Raw genomic sequence first — 20085 nt, forward strand, 5'->3', positions numbered from 1 at the left:
GTCCCACCGTGTCCCGGACCCCTCGGCGAACGCGCCGACTGGTGGTGGTACACCCCCTACGAACCCCAACCACCACCCACCAACAACTAGCCCCGGTCACCCTGGGTCCGTTCTCTACCGGCACCGCAGCGCACCCAAATACACTGCGAGATCCAGCAATTCGGCCGCCACCCGAAGACTTCGCCACCCGAAGACTTCGCAACCCGTGGTGAACATCCGTGGCGACAGCATGCGCCCACGTGGGCCGAGTCCGTCTGGTAACCCAGAACGCGCTAACCCGCCCGGTGACTGACGCTTCCCGTTCGAGATGAGGCATACACCTCGGCCAGGAATTGCTCGACGGCAACCGCGGCGTGCGCCGCGCGCGTCGACCCGAAGATGTCGAAAGCATGCTGGGCGTAGGGCATTTCGGCATAGACCACTGGCTGTCGGCTCACTTCGCGCAATCTTGCGACGAAACTGCGTGCCTGTTCAACCGGAATCAGCGAGTCGTTGACCCCGTGCAGGACGAAGAACGGCGGCGCGTCCTCGGAGATGTGGGTGATCGACGAGGCGAGACGAAACGGCTCTGCGAGTTCGTTCCGGCTCAGCTTGAACACTCGCTTGCCCATCATGGCCGGCATCATCGGATGCACTGCGTCGTCCCGGGTGAAGTCGTAGAACCCGTAGAACGGCACCGCCGCCTGCACGCGGGTATCCACTTCCTCGAAACCCGGCTGAAACAACGGGTAGTTGGGGGAAACTGCGGCGAGCGATGACAGATGTCCGCCGGCCGAACCTCCGGTGATGGCAATCCAATCCGGATCTCCGCCGTACTCGGCGATGTGCTCCTTCGTCCACGCTATCGCCCGCTTGACATCGGCGATCTGGTCGGGCCACGTCGAGCGCGGGCTCAGCCGATAGTTGACCGAGACACATACCCAACCCAGCTCGGCAAGGTGGCTCATCAACGGATGTCCTTGTCCGCGTTTGTCTCCCACCATCCAGGCTCCGCCGTGAACCTGCAGCAACACCGGCGCCCGTCCCCCGCGGTCCAGATCGGGTCGCCGCCAGATGTCGAGATGGTTTCGCTTCCCGAACTCGCCGTAACTGATGTCGGCGTCGTGCGCGTAGTCGCGCCAGATCCGCAGCATCCGCGCCGGACCCGGTTTCTTCGCGGTGGCCCCGTTCGAAGCCGGCACCTTCCACAAGTCGCCAGCCTCTCGGCGGCGATCAGTACCCAGTCCTTCATCCAGCGCTGCGGTCAGCGGTTCGTTGGCGCGCTGCCCGATGCGGTGCAGGCCGAATAGGCCCAGCCAGGACAGCACCGAAACCAGCCAACTCACACCGAGCAACCGGGCCGGCACCCACCGTGACACCGTTGCCAGCGCTGTCGCGTGCGCCGCCGCCGACTGCAGCGGAAGTTCGGAAGCGAACAGACCGAAAGCGAAGGCGTAGCCCGCGCCGTACCCCTTTTTGCTCAACGGTCGGTAGCCGTTCACGGTGAACACCGACCCCAACACCGCCAGCAACATCGCCCCGACCGCGGCCAATCGTTTCAAAGCTGTCTCCTCACACGACTACCCATCGAATCTAACCGGCCGGGTCAGCCGATCTCCCCGGGTGCCCCGGCGCCGCCGGCGTCCCGCGTCTCCGCAGGCTCCTGAACCACGGTGTAGGAGGGGTCAACCATCCACTTCGTGCGGTCACCGCTCTGACGGGCCTTGCCCGTCACCCGCAGCAGCTGGCCGGGCTGGATGTCGGCGCCGTCATGCCCCGGCCGGAACCGGATGCGGACTTCCCCGCTGTCATCGCCCACCACGATCCAACGGAACGTCCCCCGGCGCTTGGCGATGTCCTCGACCTCGTTGACCCGCCCTTCGAAGGTGGCGCGCTGGCCGGGGATCAAGGCGGCCACAGTGATCACCGACGACCGATGCTCCGGGTGCTCGTAGGCCTCGACGTTGCGATCCTCCGCCTGCGACACCCACGCTTCGACCTTGTCGAGTTCACAGGCGATTCGTTGCTCGAGTCGATGCGGATACGCGTCTTTGATCCGGGACTGCACGTCGTAGGGCACGATCGTGGCGGCGGCGTCCGGGATGAGGCTCACTGCGCGGGCGATCTTGTCCGCGGTCCGGTCGTGCAGCAACCGGCCCAGCAATGGCGCATAGGTGCGACGCGGCAGCAGCACCGTCACATTGGTGTCCCGGTTCTCCTTACTCGTGCGAGCGACCAATATCTGGGCAGACCGGGTGACGCGTCGATCCGGACAATCGATCACCCGCAGCCGGGTATCCAATTCGAAGTCGTCCCAACGCTTGCGCAGCTGGGCAGTATGCACCGCGTCGACCATGAAATGCACCGCGATCAATTCGTCGGCGCGTAACCCTTTGCCGTACCGCAGGGCTTCGATCACCGCCAGATCGACCGAGTTCACCAAGATGAATACCTGGTGCCGCGCGTACTTCACCAACTCGGGCCGATCGGTGCGGAACATCTCGAGAATGGCTGCCTCGGCCCGGTATTCGCGGTTCAGCCGAATCAATCCGAACACCAGCAGCGGAAAGACGACGACGACCAGCCACGCGCCCTCGGTAAATTTCGCCACCGCGAAGATACCCACCACGATCGTCGACATGATGCCTGCGGACAGGTTGATCGCCAGCCGGTGCCGCCAACCCGGTTCCCGGTGTGTCAGATGATGTTTGGTCATTCCGTAACCGGCCATGGCGAAACCGGTGAACACCCCGATCGCATAGAACGGCACCAGCGCGTTCACCGAACCCCCGGTGATCACCACCAGCAGCACCGACAGAGCGGTGAGCGCGATGATCCCGTTGGAGAACACCAGCCGGTGCCCGCGCTTCATCAGCTGCCGCGGCAGGAACCGGTCCTCGGCAACGAAACTGGCCAGCGCCGGGAAGCCGTTGAAGCTGGTGTTGGCACCGGTGAACAAGATTGCCGCCGTCGACGCTTGAACCAGGAAGAAGCACACGTTGCCGATCACGCCGTTACCGAAGACCGCCCGCCCGATCTGAGACAGCACCGACGGATATTCGGTCAGGTACGGAGTGGCGTGCGTGGCATACGCGAGGTAGGCGACGCCGGCCAGCAGGAAGGCGAGGATGCAGGCCATTGCGGTGAGCACGCGACGCGCGTTGCGCCCCTGCGGCTTCCGGAACACCTCCACGGTGTTGGAGATCGCTTCGACCCCCGTCAGCGACGAACCGCCGTTGGCGAACGCACGCAACAACACCAGAATGGTCGCGCCCATCACCAGGCCATTGCCCTGATGGACGGGCACGGTTCCGGGCAGGTGCTGCGGATCGTAGCTGGGCAGGCTCCAAAAGAGTTGGCGGACAACACCGGTCACGATGGTGGTGGCGATCATGATGATGAACAGGTAAGTCGCCGCCGCGAAAGGCTTTCCGGCTTCCTTGAGGCCGCGCAAGTTCAGGTAGCAGATGAGGACGACGACGCCGATGGTGATTTCCAGACTGAACGGCCCCAGCGCCGGCAACGCCGACACCACGGCCACGGTCCCGGCCGCCGATTGCACCGCCACCGTTACGACGTAGTCGATCAGCAACGCCGCGGCGGCGACCTGAGCGATCTTCGGTCCGAAATTGTCGCGCGCAACGATGTAGGAGCCGCCGGCCCGGGTGTAGGCCATCACCACCTGGCGGTACGACGCCGCCACCAGGACGAGGATCAACAAAATGACGCCGGTAACGGGGAGCAGCAGCGCGAACGCCGCCAGGCCCGCTTGCGGCAGCGGTTCGATGAGGATCTGCTCGGGCCCGTAGGCAGTCGACGAGATCGCATCCGGCGACAGCGCACCCAAAGCGACTCGGTTGGACAACCGCTCGTCCGCCAGTTCCTGGGTGATCAGGGGCTTGCCCAGAAACACCCGCTTGAACACGTCGCCGATCGTCAGCGGGATCCGGAGCTTACCGGTCGAATCCTCCGCTGAATTCGTCATCGACCGTTCCTGACCATTCCTAGGAGAGGCGCTCGACCGCAGCGCCGATGCGCTCGTCGGTGGCGGTCAGCGCTATCCGCACGTGGCGCGCGCCCCGGGGCCCGTAGAAATCGCCGGGGGCCACCAGAATGCCCCGTTCGGCCAGCCAGGCGACGGTCTCATGGCATCCCTCGCCCCGGCTGGCCCACAAATACAGACCGGCCTCCGAATGGTCGACGGTGAAGCCCGCCGAGCGCAGCACCGGCAGCAGGCTCGCCCGCCGTTGCGCATAGCGCTCCCGTTGCAGCTTCTCGTGATCGTCGTCGTCCAGCGCAGCCACCATGGCAGCCTGCACCGGCGTGGGAACGATCATGCCGGCGTGTTTGCGCACCGCCAGCAGTTCGGCGATCAGGGTGGCATCGCCGGTGACAAAGCCAGCCCGGTAACCGGCCAGTGACGAACTCTTCGAGAGCGAATGCACCGCTAACAGGTTGCTATGGTCGCCGTCGCAAACGGTCGGGTGCAGCAGCGATAGCGGTTCTGCTTCCCAGGCCAAGCCCAGGTAGCACTCGTCGGAAACCACCAGAACACCGCGCTGGCGGGACCACTCGACCACCTTGCGCAGGTGGTCGACGCCCAGGACGCGACCGGTGGGGTTACTCGGCGAATTCAGGAACATCAGCGCGGGTCTTTGCGGGCCGAGCTGGGTCAACGAATCCGCGCGTACCACCCGCGCTTTCGCCAGGCGTGCGCCCACGTCGTAAGTCGGATATGCCAGTTCGGGCACCACCACCGCATCGCCGGCACCCAGCCCGAGCAGCGTCGGCAGCCAGGCGATGAGTTCCTTCGTGCCGATGACGGGCAAGATCGCCGCCTGGTCGATGCCGGTGACACCGAACCGGCGCGCCAGTGCGGCCACGGCCGATTCTCGCAACTGAGCGGTTCCGGCGGTGGCCGGATAACCCGACTCGGCGCCGGCAGCTGCCAATGCATCCTGGATCAGCGGCGCGACGGGGTCCACCGGGGTGCCGACCGATAGGTCGACAATGCCGTCCGGATGACCGGCGGCAATGGCCTTCGCCTCCGCCAGGGTGTCCCACGGGAACTCCGGCAGGGTCGCCGACACGATCTGCCGGCTTGGCATCGGCGTGGTCAGTCCTCGGCCTTCGGCGGCAGATCCTTGACCGCCTGCGGGTCGTTTTCGGTCATGCCAACCTTCGCGGCACCGCCCGGCGATCCCAACTCGACGAAGAAGTCGGCGTTGATCTGCGTGTATTGGCTCCACTGATCGGGCACGTCATCTTCGTAATAGATGGCCTCGACCGGACAGACCGGTTCGCAGGCTCCACAGTCGACGCACTCGTCGGGATGGATGAACAGCATCCGGGCACCCTCGTAGATGCAATCGACCGGGCACTCCTCAATGCATGCCTTGTCTTTGATGTCGACGCAAGGTTCGGCGATCGTGTACGTCACGGACGTCTCCTCAACGTGTCCTCCAGGTACGGGTCAACCAGTACGGGTCAACGGCGGGCTGCTAGTAGTACCCAAGGGGCTTCTCGGGTATGCCTTCGGTTACTGATACTAGACGTTGCACATACAACTCCGGCAATTGGCACGCCTGCCGAACTGTCCACTCGTGTCGAACATAGTTGCATCGCATCGTGCTGGGTGCCGTTGCCGGCAGGACCGGGGACCGGCATGTCGGTTCGACGGCGCTCGACGGGGTACCGGTAGCCCCCGGAACCGCTATTTCGCCCACCGCGAAATCGCCGCGAATAATGCTCTGACCTGCAAGTTGTTACAACCGGCGAGGGTCTGGCGATAACAATCTTGATAGGAGCAAGTCCACGGAGCCTGGTAGCCTTTAGCGCAGACGGCAACCGCTGGGCAGATGTCGTCGCCGTCGTGTCCGGCGGTGCAATATTTGGGGAAGGTGTCCGAAAAATGAGGTTGTCGCTTATCAAGATGGCCGTGGTTACAGGGGGCTTGGCAGCGTCGCTGGGCTTAGGGACCGGAGTTGCCTCGGCAGATCCGTTCGATGGCGTTGTGAACACAACCTGCAGTTACCCACAGGTGATCGCGGCACTCAACGCGACCAACCCGGGTGCCGCGGCGCAGTTCAACGCTTCGCCGGTTGCGCAAAGCTACCTGCAGCGGTTCCTGGCTTCGCCGCCGCCGGCGCGCGCACAGATGGCCGCACAGTTGCAGGCCATGCCGGGCGCGTCGCAGTACATCGGCGTCGTCGAGTCCGTCGCCGGAGTTTGTAACAGCTACTGAGTTTGACCCGCGAGCGTAACGCCGCTGCACAACTCCCCGAGAGTGGTGCCGGCGTTGCGCTCGCGGTTTTTTCGCAGGTTTGTTCTGCGCTTCGCAGCGTTTGTTTCTGCAGGCTTTCAGGTCGCGAGGTTCAGGCGGCTAGCGGAGCGTACGTCGTAGTGCGCTGACGTGCTGGCCGGCCGATGCCCTCGGCGATAGCAGTCAATTCGGCTACCGTCTTCGCCGACCCGTATTCCGAACCCGCCATCCGCGAGATGGTTTCTTCCATCAGCGTGCCGCCCAAGTCGTTGGCGCCGCCGTTGAGCATTATCTGCGTGCGCTCCACGCCGAGCTTCACCCAGCTGGTCTGGATGTGAGAGATGCGGCCGTGCAACATGATCCGCGCCAGCGCGTGCACCGCCCGGTTGTCCCGGTGGGTAGGCCCGGGCCGGGCTGCGCCGGCCAGATAGAGCGGCGAGTTCTGATGCACGAACGGCAACGGCACGAACTCGGTGAAGCCGCCGGTGCGGTCCTGAATGCCGCGCAGCACATTGAGATGGCCGATCCAGTGCCTGGGGCTGTCGACGTGCCCGTACATCATCGTCGACGACGAGCGCAGCCCCACCTCGTGCGCAGTGGTCACGATCTCCACCCACAGTGAGGTGGGCAGCTTGCCCTTGGTCAGAACCCACCGGACTTCGTCGTCCAGAATCTCTGCGGCTGTGCCGGGAATGGTGTCCAGTCCGGCTTCGCGCAGCCCGGCCAGCCATTCGCGGATGCTCAGCCCGCTCTTGGTCACGCCGTTGGCGATCTCCATCGGCGAGAAGGCGTGCACGTGCATGGACGGCACCCGCGCCTTGACCGCACGCACCAGATCGGCGTAGCCCGTCACCGGCAACTCGGGATCGATGCCGCCCTGCATGCAGATTTCGGTGGCGCCGGCAACGTGGGCCTCCCAGGCCCGGTCGGCCACCTCCTGAGCCGACAATGAATACGCGTCGGCGTCCCCTTTGCGTTGGGCGAACGCGCAGAACCGGCAACCGGTGTAGCAGATGTTGGTGAAGTTGATGTTGCGGTTCACCACAAAGGTCACTTCGTCGCCGACGGCGTCGCGGCGTAGCGAATCCGCCAGCGCCGCAACCGCTTCCAACGCCGGGCCATCGGCGGTGGCCAGCGCGAGGTATTCGTCGTCCGAGCAGCCTCCGGGATTGCGCTCTGCCGAACGCAGCGCGGCAAGCACATCGGTGTTGATGCGCTCGGGAGCGCGGGCGGCAAGTTCATGAACCCGGGAACGGATCGATTCCCAGTCGCCGAAGGCACTGTCCAGGTCGCTGCGGGATTCACTGTTGCGGCCCTCGGTGTCGATTGCGGCGTTCAGGTCGACCCGGCCGCTGGATGCCACCTCGTCGGGCTCCTGCCACGGAGCGCCCACCGGGTTGATGTCCCGGGCGAACCCCGTTGCCGGATCGGCCAGCGCGGCAACGTGTCCGCGCACCCGTGGATCGATCCACGCCGCCCCCGCCTGCACGTACTTAGGCTGCGCCGTCAGCCGCTGCACCAGGTCGTAGCCGGCTTCCTCGGTGGTGGCCGCCAAGTCGTCCAACGCGGGCCAAGGCCGCTCGGGGTTGACGTGGTCGGGCGTCAGCGGCGATACACCGCCCCAGTCGTCGACACCTGCGGCAACCAGCGCCAGGCATTCGTCGCGGGACACCAGGTTCGGCGGCGCCTGGATCCGCATGCCTGGCCCTAACACCAGCCTGGCAACAGCGACTGTGGCCAGGTAGTCCTCGATGCCGGCATCCGGCGTGGCGGCCATCGCGGTATGTTCCTTGGCCCGGAAGTTCTGCACGATGACTTCCTGAATATGGCCGAACTCCTTGTGCGACTTGCGTATCGCGTGCAAAGTCTCCGCCCGCTCCACGAGCGTCTCGCCGATGCCCACCAGCAGACCGGTGGTGAACGGAATGGATAACCGGCCCGCGTCGGTCAGCGCCCGCAGTCGCACCGCCGGATCCTTGTCGGGACTGCCGTAGTGCGCGAGCCCTTTGGTCTCGAAGAGGCGCCGAGACGTCGTCTCCAGCATCATTCCCATCGAGGGCGCAACTGGTTTGAGGCGCGACATCTCCGACCAGGTCATGACGCCGGGGTTCAAGTGCGGCAGCAGACCGGTGGTCTCGAGAACTCGGATCGCCATGGCCCGGACGTAGGACAGGGTGGAGTCATAACCCCGTTCGCCCAGCCACTGGCGGGCCTCCGGCCAACGGTCCTCCGGTCGGTCGCCGAGGGTGAATAATGCTTCCTTACAACCCAGTTCCGCGCCGCGGCGCGCGACGTCGAGGATCTCGTCGGGTTCCATGTATAGGCCCATTCCCTGGGCGCGCAATTTACCCGGGACGGTGACGAAGGTGCAGTAGTGGCAATTGTCGCGGCACAGGTGGGTGACAGGCAGGAAGACCTTGCGCGAGTAGCTGATCGGCAACCGGCCGCTCGGGCCGCGCCGGCCCGCCGACTCGAGGCCCGCGTCGCGCACCCGCGCCGCGCTCGCACACAGATCGGCCAGATCGTCGCCGCGGGCCGTCATCGCGATGGCAGCCTCGTCCACGTTGAGCGCCACGCCGTCCCGGGCCCGCCGCAACACGCGCCGCAACGCGGACGCGCTGGGGGCCTGAGAAGGCACAACTGGGTTAGGCAGAGCCGTCGGCTCGGGTGTCACCGGCACGTTGGTGTAACTTCCCCGCAGTCGAATTTCATCCGTGCGTCCCACCATGTGAACAGTTGGGCATCCCGGGCGCCATACGCGCAAGGGTAGCGGCATGCCACGGTCGGCACGCGACTGACCGGCGCGGCAATCCGGAGTGCCATTCCGCCGAGTCGGGCAAAATTTGGTCCTGATCGCGATACGATCCGTCCATCGAACCGAACTGAGATAGCGCAAGGATGAATGGAATGTCGTTTATGCATGCGGCGCCCGAGGCGCTTGCGACGGCGGCTTCCAACATCGCCGGCATCGGCTCAGAGATCAGCTCGGCCAATGCGGCGGCCGCGCTGCCCACCACCAAGCTGGTAGCGGCAGCCGCCGATCAGGTATCGGCCGAGGTCGCAGCGTTGTTCTCGTCGCACGCACAGAGCTATCAACAGCTCAGTGCCCAGGTTGCGGCATTCCACGACAAGTTCGTGCAGGTCCTGGGCGCCGGTGCGGCGTCCTATGCGTCCGCTGAGCGCGGTGCGGCGCAGACATTGGCCAGTGCGGTCAACGCACCGACCGCGCAGCTGCTGGGTCAGCCGTTGATCGGCGAGGCCGTGGGCTCGATGGGCTCGGTGGGCGGGAGCATCCGGAGCTTGCTGGGGCTGCCGACAGGTTCGACCGCGGCGCTGGGCGCCTCGCTGTTGGCGCCGGTGGCCGAGGCCGCCCCGGCGGCCGTCCTACCCGTTTCCTGGGCCACCGCGATCGAACAGGCCTATCTCGCGTTCGAGCCCTACGTGCAATACGGCTTCAATCTGGCCGCGTACGCCGCTGGGTGGTTGCCCTGGGTCGGCATTCTGGCGCCGCAGATCAACTTCTTCTATTACCTCTTCGAGCCGATCGTCCAGAGCGGGCTGTTCAATACGCTGGACTTCCTTGCCGGAACGGTCAGCTTCCAGCAGGGGCTGAGCAATTTCTGGTCCGCCACCACGGCATCGGTCAACCAGTTCATCGAAACCGAGATCTACTGGTTCCGGAGCTTCCTCCCGCCGCTGCCGCCCCTGCCGCCGTTCTTCCCCGGTGCGTGACCGTCAGACGCGCGCTCTACGCCGCCACAGCACCCATACCGGCGGTGCGGTACCCAGCACGATGAGCAGCAACGCGCTGTAGGCCATCACTCCCTGGCCACCCAGGACGATGTCGCCGCCGGGGCCGCCGAGGCTCAACGCAGCGACCGTGAGCAACCAGGTCCACAATGGCAACGCGGCCAGCCGTGGCTTGGTGGTCCAGCGGGTCGCGGCCCACACCAGGGCGGCATTGACCAACCCGCTCAGCAACGCGCTCACCGGAAAAGGAACCGAGCCGATGTAGGAGGGCAGCAGCAGCGCCCCGGCCAGTGCCGACAGGACTCCGTCGACCGCCAGAAGCGCCAACACGACTACACGGATAGCGGGATCAGTTGCGCCGGTCTCCTCAACCGAGACGACGCGTGACGTGGTGTCTGTCAGGTTGGGACGCTGTCGATTTGCGAGACGATCGAACCGAGCACCCACTGCAAGCTGTCGAGCCGGTCTTGCCAGTGCTGCAGGTTAGGGTCCAAGTCCGGGTCCATGCGAATTCCTTCCGTGGCTGCCTATTTGGCAGTTTACGTGCCGAGACCTGCGATGCCCAGACCAGCCAGCAGATCCGTCTCCCAGCCGCGCGCGTCCCGTGCGCCCGGCGTGCCCGCGACGAGTATGTAATGCTCCGCGGCCAAAATCGGTAACGCCAGATTGTTGGACAGGGCGCAGGCCCGACCGGTTGTGCCAACGACGAGTTGCGTGGCATGCGCGGCGAGTGCGGCGACCTTGGCGGCATGCGCGTCCGCGTCGGCCTCGATGGCGGCATTGATGCTCTCGGCCGGGTAGGTGAACGGGATCTCTTCCGGCGGCAGCACCCATTCGGGCCGCAGGTCTTCCGGCATCAGCGAGCGCAGGCCAGTCGCGATGGCATCCCGCGACAGGACAGTCCAATAGAACTTCGGCACCGACCAAGGCTCACCCGGGTAGTCCTCCGTCGCGGCGGCCGCCACCGCGGCGGTGGTGACGACGTGGGTGTGGATGTGGTCGGGATGGCCGTAACCGCCGTCGGGGTCGTAGGTCACCACGACGTGCGGGCGCAGCTCTCGGATCAGCGCCACCAGCGCTCCGACGGCCTCTCGCTCGTCGGCGTCGACGAATCGGCGTTGGTCGCGGGGCTCGGTGCCGGCCATCCCGGAATCCCGCCAGCGGCCCGCTCCCCCGAGGTAGACGGGCTCCCGGACACCCAGTGCGTGCAGTGCCCGGCTGAGCTCGCCAATGCGGTAACCGCCCAGTTGATCCGCGTGATCGACGGCGAGTTGGGCCCATCGGTCGCCGATCACTTCGCCTTCCTCACCCAGGGTGCATGTGACGACGTGTACCTGCGCGCCGCGTGCGGTGTAGTGAGCGATGGTGGCCCCGTTGGCCAGGCTTTCGTCGTCGGGATGTGCATGTACGAACAACAGCCGCGGTGTCTCAGGCATGGAGGCACCCTACCTGCCGTCCCCAGACCGACACCGAAAACCGGACAATGGCCCCAATAGGAACGCTAGCGGCTACTATCGACGTATGGCGCAGGCTACCCGACCGACCGTCAGCCGAAGACGCCGGCGCGGTGAAGTGCTTGAACGTGCACTCTACGCGGCGACTTTGGCGGAGTTGACTTCCGTCGGGTACGGCGGTCTGACGATGGAAGGCATCGCGGCGCGCGCCCAGACCGGTAAGGCGGCGCTCTACCGACGCTGGGCCAGCAAGCACGACCTGGTGCAGGCGGCCATGACGCACACCGTGCCGCCGGTGCCCGAACCGCGCGCCGGCCGGTCGGCTCGGGAGAATCTCCTGTCGGTCGTCACCGCTCATCGTGATGTGTTGGCGGGCAAGACCGATTTCCCAGGCTTGGAAATCATCAGCCAACTGCTGCACGAGCCCGAGTTGCGGGCCATCTTCGCCGACGCCGTTGTCTGCCCGCGGTTGCAAATCATCGAGTCGATCCTCAATAGCGCTGTGCGCGACGGGGACATCGATGCGGGGATGCTGACGCCGCTGACATCGCGCATCGGGCCGGCGTTGATCAATCAGCATTTCATGCTGACCGGAACGCCGCCGACCCGCCGCGAGTTGTTGCTCGTTGTCGATACCGTCATACCGCCGAAAGCGCCGGCAGCCCGCGAGGACTAATCGCCTCAGACGGTGAACGGTTCCGCGATCAGGCCGATGACATCCACGCCCGCCATCAGGCCTTGGTCGAAAGCACCTACCAGGCCACCGATCTGACCCCCGTTGAACGTCTGCAACGCAGTGCCCAGCAACAGATTCGACGTGAAGTTCGCCGGCACCGGCGCACCGAAGAACAGGTTCACCGCCTGCTCACCACTACCCAACAACAAGTTGCCGACATTGAAACTACGGTTCAACGCACCATTGAACGCACTGTCAGTGCCGAAAACCTGCTGCTCCCACAATACCTCGTTCGTCACCAACGACTGATTGAACAACTGCTCATTGGTCACCAAGTTCGTGTTGAAAGCAATCTGCATCTGCTCCAACTGCTGAAACGGACTCGCCGGGGCCGCCACACCCAACCCCGCCAGACCCGCCGCAGCCGTCGGACCCGAACCACCGGTGAACATGCCGATCAAATCCGTCGGAACCATCAGACTCTGATCGAACGCACCCACCAGGCCACCGATCTGACCCCCGTTGAAGGTTTGCGCTGCGCTACCCAGCAACAGATTCGACGTGAAGTTCGCCGGCACCGGCGCACCGAAGAACAGGTTCACCGCCTGCTCATCACTACCCAACAACAAGTTGCCAACATTGAAACTACGGTTCAACGCACCATTGAACGCACTGTCAGTGCCGAAGAACATCCGTTCCAGCGCAACCTCGTTAGTCACCAACGACTGATTGAACAACTGCTCATTGGCCACCAAGTTCGTGTTGAAACCGATCTGCATCTGCTCCAACTGCTGGAACGGACTGGCCGGGGCGGCCACACCCAACCCCGCCAGACCCGCCGCAGCCGTCGGACCCGAACTACCGGTGAACATGCCGATCAAATCCGTCGGAACCATCAGACTCTGATCGAAAGCACCCACCAGGCCACCGATCTGACCTCCGTTGAAGGTTTGCGCTGCGCTGCCCAGCAACAGATTCGACGTGAAGTTCGCCGGCACCGGCGCACCGAAGAACAGGTTCACCGCCTGCTCACCACTACCCAACAACAAGTTGCCAACATTGAAACTACGGTTCAACGCACCATTGAACGCACTGTCGGTGCCGAAGAACATCCGTTCCAGCGCAACCTCATTCGCCACCAACGATTTGTTGAACAACATCTCGTTGGTTACCAGATTGGTGTTGAAACCGATCTGCATCTGCTCCAACTGCTGGAACGGACTGCCCGCCGCCGCACTCGCAAGTCCCTGCAGCGGCGCGATGTTGGCGAACTCCGCGCCGGCATAGGCGCTCGCAGCCGATCTGACGGCTTGCACGAACTGCTCGTGGAATCGGCTCACCTGGGCGCTGAGCTGCTGGAAGTCCTGTCCATGCGAACCGAACAGGCCCGCGATGGCCGCCGATATCTCGTCAGCGCCCGCCGGCAGTACCGCCGTCGTCGCTCCGGCTATCGCATTGCTGGCCGAGCCGATGGCCGAACCGATGCCGGCCAAATCCGTTGCAGCGGCCGACACGAATTCTGGCACCGTCGTCAAATAAGACATCGCAGTCCTCCCCACTCTGGCCAGCGATGGGTCTCCCGGGCCGCCGCTGGCGACGATGATGTGCAGAGGTTAGCGATTCAACCTAGGTCGTGTGGGTGGTTTCTATGAATTGCGTTGGATAAATTTGCCGGCCATCGCATACTGGATATCCGCTTCGCGCACTGACATAAACGCGGTCGGCCCGGCACCCAGAGGTGACGGACCGACCGGTGAAATGTTGATTCGACGTCGCTGCGACGTCGCTTCTAGAGCGACTTCGGGCGGCTAGCCGCCGGTGTTGGCACCTGCATTCACCGTGACCTGCCCGGTCAATACGGCGTTGAGGTTGGTGAGCAAGTTCGGCAGCCCTCCTGTCAGGGTCACCTGAACCGGGGCGAACAGGTTGCTCAGCACTGCGGCGTCGAACAGGAACTTCTGCTCGAGGGCACCTAGCAGACCACCGGCCGTGACGCCGCCGAACACATCGCCGGTAGCGCTGACCAGCAGGCTGGGCGCGATGGGCACAGCCGGCACACCCAGCAGCGCATTGATGACTGCCTGAGGCGTGCCGACCAATGCCAGGTTGAGGCCGTTGAAGGCGTTGTTCACCGCACCATTGAGCGCGCCACCTGTGCCGAAGAGCTGCAGTTGCAACAGCTGCTCGTTGGCGACCAGGTTGGCGTTGAAAGCAAGTTGTGCGTTAGCAATAGCCTGCAAGGCGGTCGGGGTCAGACCCAGCTGGGTCAACAGGGCCGCATCAAGGCCGGGCACGCCACCCAGCGCCGTGTTGAGCGAAAGCAATTGCTGCACAACTCCGGTCAGACCGCCGACGGGAGCGAGCCCGCCGCCGAGCGGCAGCGCGCCGTTGAAGAGCAGGCTGCTGGTCAAGTTAACCGCCGGAGCACCAACCAGGCCATTGAGGAACTGTTCACCGGTACCCAGCAACAAGTTTCCGGCGTTGAAGAAATAGCCCGCTGGACCCAAGAGGGCCGGTGCGCCGAGCAATGCAGAGACCAGAGCGCGCTCGTTGGCGACCAGAGATGCGTTGAGCGCAAGCTCATTGGTGGTCAGGTCGACCAAGAGCCCGCTCTGCAGTTGCTCGAAGCCCGCCAAGCCAGTCGTCGGGAGACCCGCGACCGCGTTGATCAGGGCATTGAGCCCGGACGCGTCGCCGTTCAAGGCGCCGGTGAAGGCCGCGTTGATTTGGGCGCCAAGGGGCCCGAGAGCGCCGTTTATGTTGGCCGCCAAGGCGGGAAGGTTCAGGTTGAAGTTGCTTGCCAGACCGTTCAGTCCCGCGGTCAGATTCGCGGCCAGCGAGTCCAGGGTGGGCAGCGGCGGCAGTACCAGACCGAGGTCGAGGTTGCCCGTCAACAATCCATTCAGCGCCGTGCTCACGTTCGCGGCCAGAGCCGGGAAATTCACACCGAATCCGGCGAGTGCGTTGTTGAAGTTGGCCGCCAACACGGCACCGGTCTGGGCCAGGGCGGACAGGTCGGGCAACCCGAGGCCGAGATTCCCGGACAGAGCGGCGTTTACCGCCCCGTTGATCTGAGCACCCAGGGCTGACAGGTCGCCACCGAAGATGGCCGACAACGACCCGCCGGTTTGCGTGAGCGCGTTGAGGTTCGACACGAAATTGTTCGCCAGGGCGCCGCCGGTCTGCACGAGACTGTTGATGCCCGCATTGACGTTGGCCGCCAACGCGTTCCCGGCCTGCACCAGGACGTTCAGGTCGGGCAGGGCAGCGCTCAGGTTGCCCGAAAGAGCCGCATTGAGCTGGGCGCCAAGGCCGTTGATTGCCGCATTGAACGAACCGGACAGACCGCCCAGTCCGAGGTTTGCGTCCAGCGAGCTGTCGACGACGAGACTCGAGGCGAAGTTGGCCGGAACCTGTGCTCCAAGAAGGGTATTGAGAGCTGTCTGGCCGGCACCCACAAACGAGTTCGCGACCGTCAGGCCGGAATCAACGGCGGCGGACAGCGCGTTGCCACTGCCGAAGACGAGCTGCCGCAACGCCACCTCGCCGCCAACCAACGCCTGGTTGAAACTCAGCTCAGCATTGACGACGTTGGCGGCGAAGTTGGCATACCCCTGAGCAAAGCCCTCGACGGACAGGGCCGGTGCGGCCAACCCGTTCACCAAGGTTTGCGCGGTGCCGAGTTCGGCTGCGGCATAAGCGTTCGCACCCGACGTCACCGCCTGGACGAAACGTTCATATGACGCCGCCACCTGGGCGCTGACCTGCTGATACCCCACCGCGTTCTCGGAGAACAGCGCGGCTATCCCCGCTGAGACCTCATCGGCCGCCGCGGCGAGCACGCCGGTGGTTGATGCCGCCGCAGTGGCATTGGCGGCGCTGAGCGCCGAACCAATGCCGGACAGGTTGGCAGCGAACGCCGCCATCATTTGCGGCTCGACAAAGACAAACGACATTTCGGACCCCTAACCGCATCAATGAATGCTGGCTACCCCTGCCCGACCAGGTGCCCCCTGGCCGAGCGTATCGCCGGTGTTGCCCGCGCGTGCCATTTCCAAACGCAATTTTTGTAACAATTTGTCGCAAGCTCAACGAGCGGCCGCTCCGGCGTACCCGCGCGGCTCATGGCCCCGTTTTGACCCACTGGCCGGCGTCACCCACGATGCCGACCGGGACGGCGCCGGTGAGACTTACGTTCTGCACGCTGGGCCCGGCACCCACGATCGTGGTGTCCTGCAGGATCGGCAGGACGGTCGACATGTTCCATAGCCGCGGCTCCACCGCGGTGATCACATCGCCGATGTTCTTGGTGCCGTCGAGCGCGGCATCGATGTTCGATTGGATGCTGCGGTCGCAGATGCCGGTGAGGTTCGACGGCGCCTTCACCAACGCACCGGGTTCCGGTGGCCGAGGGGTGGTGGTCGGCGGTGTCTTGGTGTCCGGTCCCGCCTGGGGCGTGGTTCCGATGTTTCCGGTTGTCTTCGAGGGGGTGGGTGTCGGCACGTTGGGGTTGGGAATCTCCGTCGCCTGCAATGCGGGACACCCGAACCGGGATGCCAAGGCGGTGGCTAGATTCCCGCCGGCCTGACGCCAGCCCACCAGCGCGTCCACTTGGTGATTCTTCAACGCGTCGCGGTACAGCGTCACCGGGTCCAGCGCCAGCACGCTGGCGGCGATGCCGACATTGCGCAACTGGTCTGCGGCGGTGTTGGCCACGGCCACCGCGGTCGGGTCGTTGGCGGCCACCCCGATGATCAGCGTCAGTTGCTTCCCGTCCTTACTCACCTGGCCGTGGATCACCTCGGTTGGTCCGGTGCTGACCGGCGTGGTGGTGGAAACCGATCCAGGCGTCGAGGTGATCGTGGTGTTGCTTTCGATCTGAAACCCTGACGCTTCCAACAGGCCTAACGCCGCTGTCCGGCTCATCGCCGGCGGCGCGGTCGGCACATAGCCGGGATCGCTGGGCGACCGGATCTGCGCCTGATCCAGCGTCACCGTGTTGTCACTACCGGCACCCACGGCGGCGAGCAGGTCTACGTCGAGCAGGCCCAGGACCGCCTTGCGGACCTGGGTGTCCGCCAGCTTTGGTTCGTTGGCTCGCAGCGTCAGCTGCATGACGCGCGGCGTCACGATCCGGGCGGTCCGCACGTCAGGGATGGCCGACAGCTGGGCGAACGCGGCAGAACCGCCGTGCACCTGCGCCACCTGTGTATCGCCGTTGCGCACCGAATCGGCGAGCGCGGCCGGGGCGCCGGCCCGACGGAACTGAATCAGGCCGGGTTTGGCCGGCGGCCCCCAATAGCGGTCGTTGCGGGCGATCAGGATCTCGTCGCGCTGGGGGTCGATGTTCTCCACCCGGAACTGTCCGCCGGTGACGGGCAGTGCCCGCGCCAGCCCACCCGCGAAACCGCCCGATACATCTTTAACTATGTGCGCGGGCAGCAGGTTGTTGAACAGCTCGCGCCATGCGGGGTACGGCTGGCTGAACGTGACGACGGCCTGCTTGCCACCTTCCAGCGACTGCACCGATGTGATCAGGTGATAACCGGCCGGGTCCACGACGCCGGGCTGGGTGGCCATCTGCTGCCAGAGGTACCAGAAGTCGTCGGCGGCGATCGGGGCGTTGTCGGTCCACTGCGCCTCCGGGCGGATCTTGTAGGTCACGGTGAACGGATTCGCGCTGGTCACATCAGCGGACACCAGCAGCGTCGGATCCATCTCCCACCGGGACCCGGTCGATGAACTCGGATCCGGGACGGGCCGGAAAGCGCTGGGCAGCACCAGAGCGCTGATGGCCGCGTTCACCGGCGACAGATCCGACAGCAGGTGCGGGTTGAAGCCGGCGCCGATTGAATCGATGCCCATGATGATCTGGGTCGGGCGTTGCGGCGGCGGTGGCGTGCTGCGCGGTGTGTCGGTGCTCTGCGGTGCCGGCGGCGGACTCACCGTGCAACCCGAGAGCACCAGGCCGATGATCGCGACGAGAACACCGACCGCCAACAGGAGGTGGCGAGCCCGGTGCAGCACGCCCATCAGAGTATCGAGCCGCACTCCGCCTACCCGCGCGCCTTCGCGCGTGCCTTGGCACGGGCGCGCAACGTAGCGTCCAGCTCCACCTTGCGGACCCGCACGACCTCCGGCGTCACCTCGACACACTCGTCGGGCGCGCAGAACTCCATGGCGCGTTCCAGGTCCAGCTCGAGCGGCTTTGCCAGCGTCTCCATCACGTCAGCAGTCGAGGACCGCATGTTGGTCAGCTTCTTCTCGCGGGTGACGTTGATGTCGAGGTCCTCGGGACGTGGGTTGATGCCCACGACCATGCCCTCATAGGTGTCCTGGCCGGGCTCGACGAAGAACTGGCCGCGATCGGCGAGTTGCAGGAGCGCGAACGGCGTGATGACGCCGGAGCGGTCCGACACCAGCGAACCGGTGTGCCGGGCGCGGATCTCGCCGGCCCACGGCCGGTAGCCGTCGAAGACCGCGTTGGCGATGCCGGTGCCGCGGGTGAGGGTGAGGAAGTCGGTACGGAAACCGATCAGGCCACGGCTGGGCACGATGAAATCCATCCGGACCCACCCTGCGGCATGGTTGGTCATCTCCTCCATCCGGCCTTTGCGTCCGGCCATCAGCTGAGTGATCGCGCCGACGAACTCTTCGGGACAATCGATCGTCATCGCCTCGAACGGCTCGTGCAGCTTGCCGTCGATGGTCCTGGTCACCACCTGCGGTTTGCCGACGGTGAGCTCGAAGCCCTCCCTGCGCATCGTCTCGACCAGCACGGCCAGCGCGAGCTCGCCCCGCCCTTGCACCTCCCACGCGTCCGGCCGGCCGATGTCGACGACGCGAATGGACACGTTGCCCACCAGTTCGGTGTCGAGACGGCTGCGAACCATCCGGGCGGTCAGCTTGTGGCCGGAGACCTTGCCGGCCAACGGCGAGGTGTTGGTGCCGACCGTGACCGAAATGGCGGGTTCGTCGACGGTGATGCGCGGCAAGGCGTGGGCGTGGTCGGGGTCGGCCAGCGTGTCGCCGATCATGATGTCGGGAAATCCCGCCACCGCCACGATGTCGCCCGCGACCGCTTCGTCGGTGGGGGCGCGGTCCACGCCCTCGGTCGCCAGCAACTCGGTGATCTTGGCGCTGGTGATTACGGGCACGCCGTCCACCTCGCGCATCCAGGCCACCTGCTGGCCCTTGCGCAGCTTGCCGTTGTAGATGCGGATCAACGCGAGCCGGCCGAGGAACGGTGATGCGTCGAGGTTGGTGACCAGGGCCTGCAGCGGGGCCTCGGGATCCCCCATGGGCGCGGGAATGTGCTCCATCAATACGTCGAACAGCGGGTCGAGGTTGTCCCCGACGGGTGCCTGGCCATCGTCGGGTTGCTCGGTGCTGGCAATGCCGGCGCGCCCGGATGCGTAAAGGGTCGGCAGTCCCAGCGCGTGCTCGGCAGCCGCGGCCGCCTCGTCGTCCAGGTCCGATGCCACGTCGAGCAGCAGGTCGTGGCTGGCGTCGACGACCTCACCGATGCGGGCGTCGGGCCGGTCGGTCTTGTTGACGACGAGGATCACCGGCAGATGTGCCTGCAGCGCTTTGCGCAGCACGAACCGTGTCTGCGGCAGCGGCCCCTCCGACGCGTCGACCAGCAGCAGCACCCCGTCCACCATGGACAGGCCGCGTTCCACCTCACCGCCGAAGTCGGCGTGACCCGGGGTGTCGATCACGTTGATCACGGTGACCGTTCCGTCGCCGTTGTGGCGGTGCACGGCGGTGTTCTTGGCCAGGATGGTGATGCCTTTTTCCCGCTCCAGGTCACCGCTGTCCATGATGCGTTCCTGGGTGTCGTCGCCGCGGTGGGTCAGGGCGCCGGACTGCCGCAGCATCGCGTCGACGAGGGTGGTTTTGCCATGGTCGACGTGGGCGACAATGGCGACATTACGAAATGGCACGTCGGTGATTGTGGCAGC

15 protein-coding genes are annotated in these 20085 nt (G+C 65.2%); 4 read left to right on the forward strand and 11 right to left on the reverse strand.

Annotation, left to right across the window (positions count from 1 at the left end):
- On the forward strand, window positions 1-90 hold a 90-nt coding region (locus A5636_RS27905), incomplete at its 5' end, for a hypothetical protein (RefSeq protein ID WP_437339840.1).
- Window positions 91-272: 182 nt separating this feature from the next.
- Here the strand turns inward: A5636_RS27905 and A5636_RS16545 are convergent.
- From A5636_RS16545 to fdxA, 4 genes are all read right to left on the reverse strand, one after another.
- A complete protein-coding gene (locus tag A5636_RS16545; protein WP_065159759.1) occupies window positions 273-1514 on the reverse strand; it encodes an alpha/beta hydrolase in 1242 nt (413 codons plus the stop codon).
- 71 nt (window positions 1515-1585) lie between these two features.
- A complete protein-coding gene (locus A5636_RS16550) occupies window positions 1586-3964 on the reverse strand; it encodes an APC family permease (protein WP_065159729.1) in 2379 nt (792 codons plus the stop codon).
- 19 nt (window positions 3965-3983) lie between these two features.
- Complete coding sequence (dapC, locus tag A5636_RS16555; RefSeq protein ID WP_155763854.1) at window positions 3984-5069, reverse strand: succinyldiaminopimelate transaminase; 1086 nt, start codon at window positions 5067-5069, stop codon at window positions 3984-3986.
- A 26-nt stretch (window positions 5070-5095) separates the two neighbouring features.
- Window positions 5096-5419: a ferredoxin gene (fdxA, locus tag A5636_RS16560; protein WP_065159731.1), complete on the reverse strand. Its 324-nt coding sequence runs from the start codon at window positions 5417-5419 to the stop codon at window positions 5096-5098.
- A 471-nt stretch (window positions 5420-5890) separates the two neighbouring features.
- Between fdxA and A5636_RS16565 the strand changes: the two genes are divergently transcribed.
- On the forward strand, window positions 5891-6223 hold the full coding sequence (locus A5636_RS16565; protein WP_065159732.1) for a hemophore-related protein: 333 nt from the start codon (window positions 5891-5893) through the stop codon (window positions 6221-6223).
- 130 nt (window positions 6224-6353) lie between these two features.
- Here A5636_RS16565 and A5636_RS16570 read toward each other — a convergent pair whose 3' ends face one another.
- Window positions 6354-8969, reverse strand: a complete 2616-nt coding sequence (locus A5636_RS16570; protein ID WP_081287834.1) for a bifunctional FO biosynthesis protein CofGH — start codon at window positions 8967-8969, stop codon at window positions 6354-6356.
- 179 nt (window positions 8970-9148) lie between these two features.
- Between A5636_RS16570 and A5636_RS27635 the strand changes: the two genes are divergently transcribed.
- The gene (locus tag A5636_RS27635) at window positions 9149-9973 is read left to right on the forward strand and encodes a PE family protein (protein ID WP_065159733.1); all 825 of its coding nucleotides are present in this window, start codon (window positions 9149-9151) and stop codon (window positions 9971-9973) included.
- A 3-nt stretch (window positions 9974-9976) separates the two neighbouring features.
- Here the strand turns inward: A5636_RS27635 and A5636_RS16580 are convergent, their stop codons facing one another.
- Together A5636_RS16580 and mshB are read right to left on the reverse strand one after the other, a co-directional pair.
- Complete coding sequence (locus A5636_RS16580) at window positions 9977-10438, reverse strand: hypothetical protein (protein WP_065159734.1); 462 nt, start codon at window positions 10436-10438, stop codon at window positions 9977-9979.
- Window positions 10439-10530: 92 nt separating this feature from the next.
- The gene (gene mshB, locus A5636_RS16585; protein WP_065159735.1) at window positions 10531-11427 is read right to left on the reverse strand and encodes an N-acetyl-1-D-myo-inositol-2-amino-2-deoxy-alpha-D-glucopyranoside deacetylase; all 897 of its coding nucleotides are present in this window, start codon (window positions 11425-11427) and stop codon (window positions 10531-10533) included.
- An 85-nt stretch (window positions 11428-11512) separates the two neighbouring features.
- Between mshB and A5636_RS16590 the strand changes: the two genes are divergently transcribed.
- Window positions 11513-12121 carry a TetR/AcrR family transcriptional regulator gene (locus A5636_RS16590; protein WP_065159736.1) on the forward strand — a complete coding sequence of 203 codons (609 nt, stop codon included), beginning with the start codon at window positions 11513-11515 and terminating at the stop codon, window positions 12119-12121.
- A gap of 5 nt (window positions 12122-12126) precedes the next feature.
- On the opposite strand, the gene A5636_RS16595 is transcribed toward A5636_RS16590, so the two are convergent.
- The 4 genes from A5636_RS16595 to typA form a co-directional block, all read right to left on the reverse strand.
- Complete coding sequence (locus tag A5636_RS16595; protein ID WP_065159737.1) at window positions 12127-13665, reverse strand: PE family protein; 1539 nt, start codon at window positions 13663-13665, stop codon at window positions 12127-12129.
- 264 nt (window positions 13666-13929) lie between these two features.
- On the reverse strand, window positions 13930-16077 hold the full coding sequence (locus A5636_RS27640) for a PE family protein (protein WP_065159738.1): 2148 nt from the start codon (window positions 16075-16077) through the stop codon (window positions 13930-13932).
- A 166-nt stretch (window positions 16078-16243) separates the two neighbouring features.
- Window positions 16244-18154 carry an ABC transporter family substrate-binding protein gene (locus A5636_RS16605; protein ID WP_065159739.1) on the reverse strand — a complete coding sequence of 637 codons (1911 nt, stop codon included), beginning with the start codon at window positions 18152-18154 and terminating at the stop codon, window positions 16244-16246.
- A 23-nt stretch (window positions 18155-18177) separates the two neighbouring features.
- Complete coding sequence (gene typA, locus A5636_RS16610) at window positions 18178-20067, reverse strand: translational GTPase TypA (protein WP_065159740.1); 1890 nt, start codon at window positions 20065-20067, stop codon at window positions 18178-18180.
- Window positions 20068-20085 lie beyond the last annotated feature (18 nt).

The organism is Mycobacterium asiaticum, from assembly GCF_001673315.1.
Classification (GTDB): Bacteria; Actinomycetota; Actinomycetes; order Mycobacteriales; family Mycobacteriaceae; genus Mycobacterium; species Mycobacterium asiaticum_B.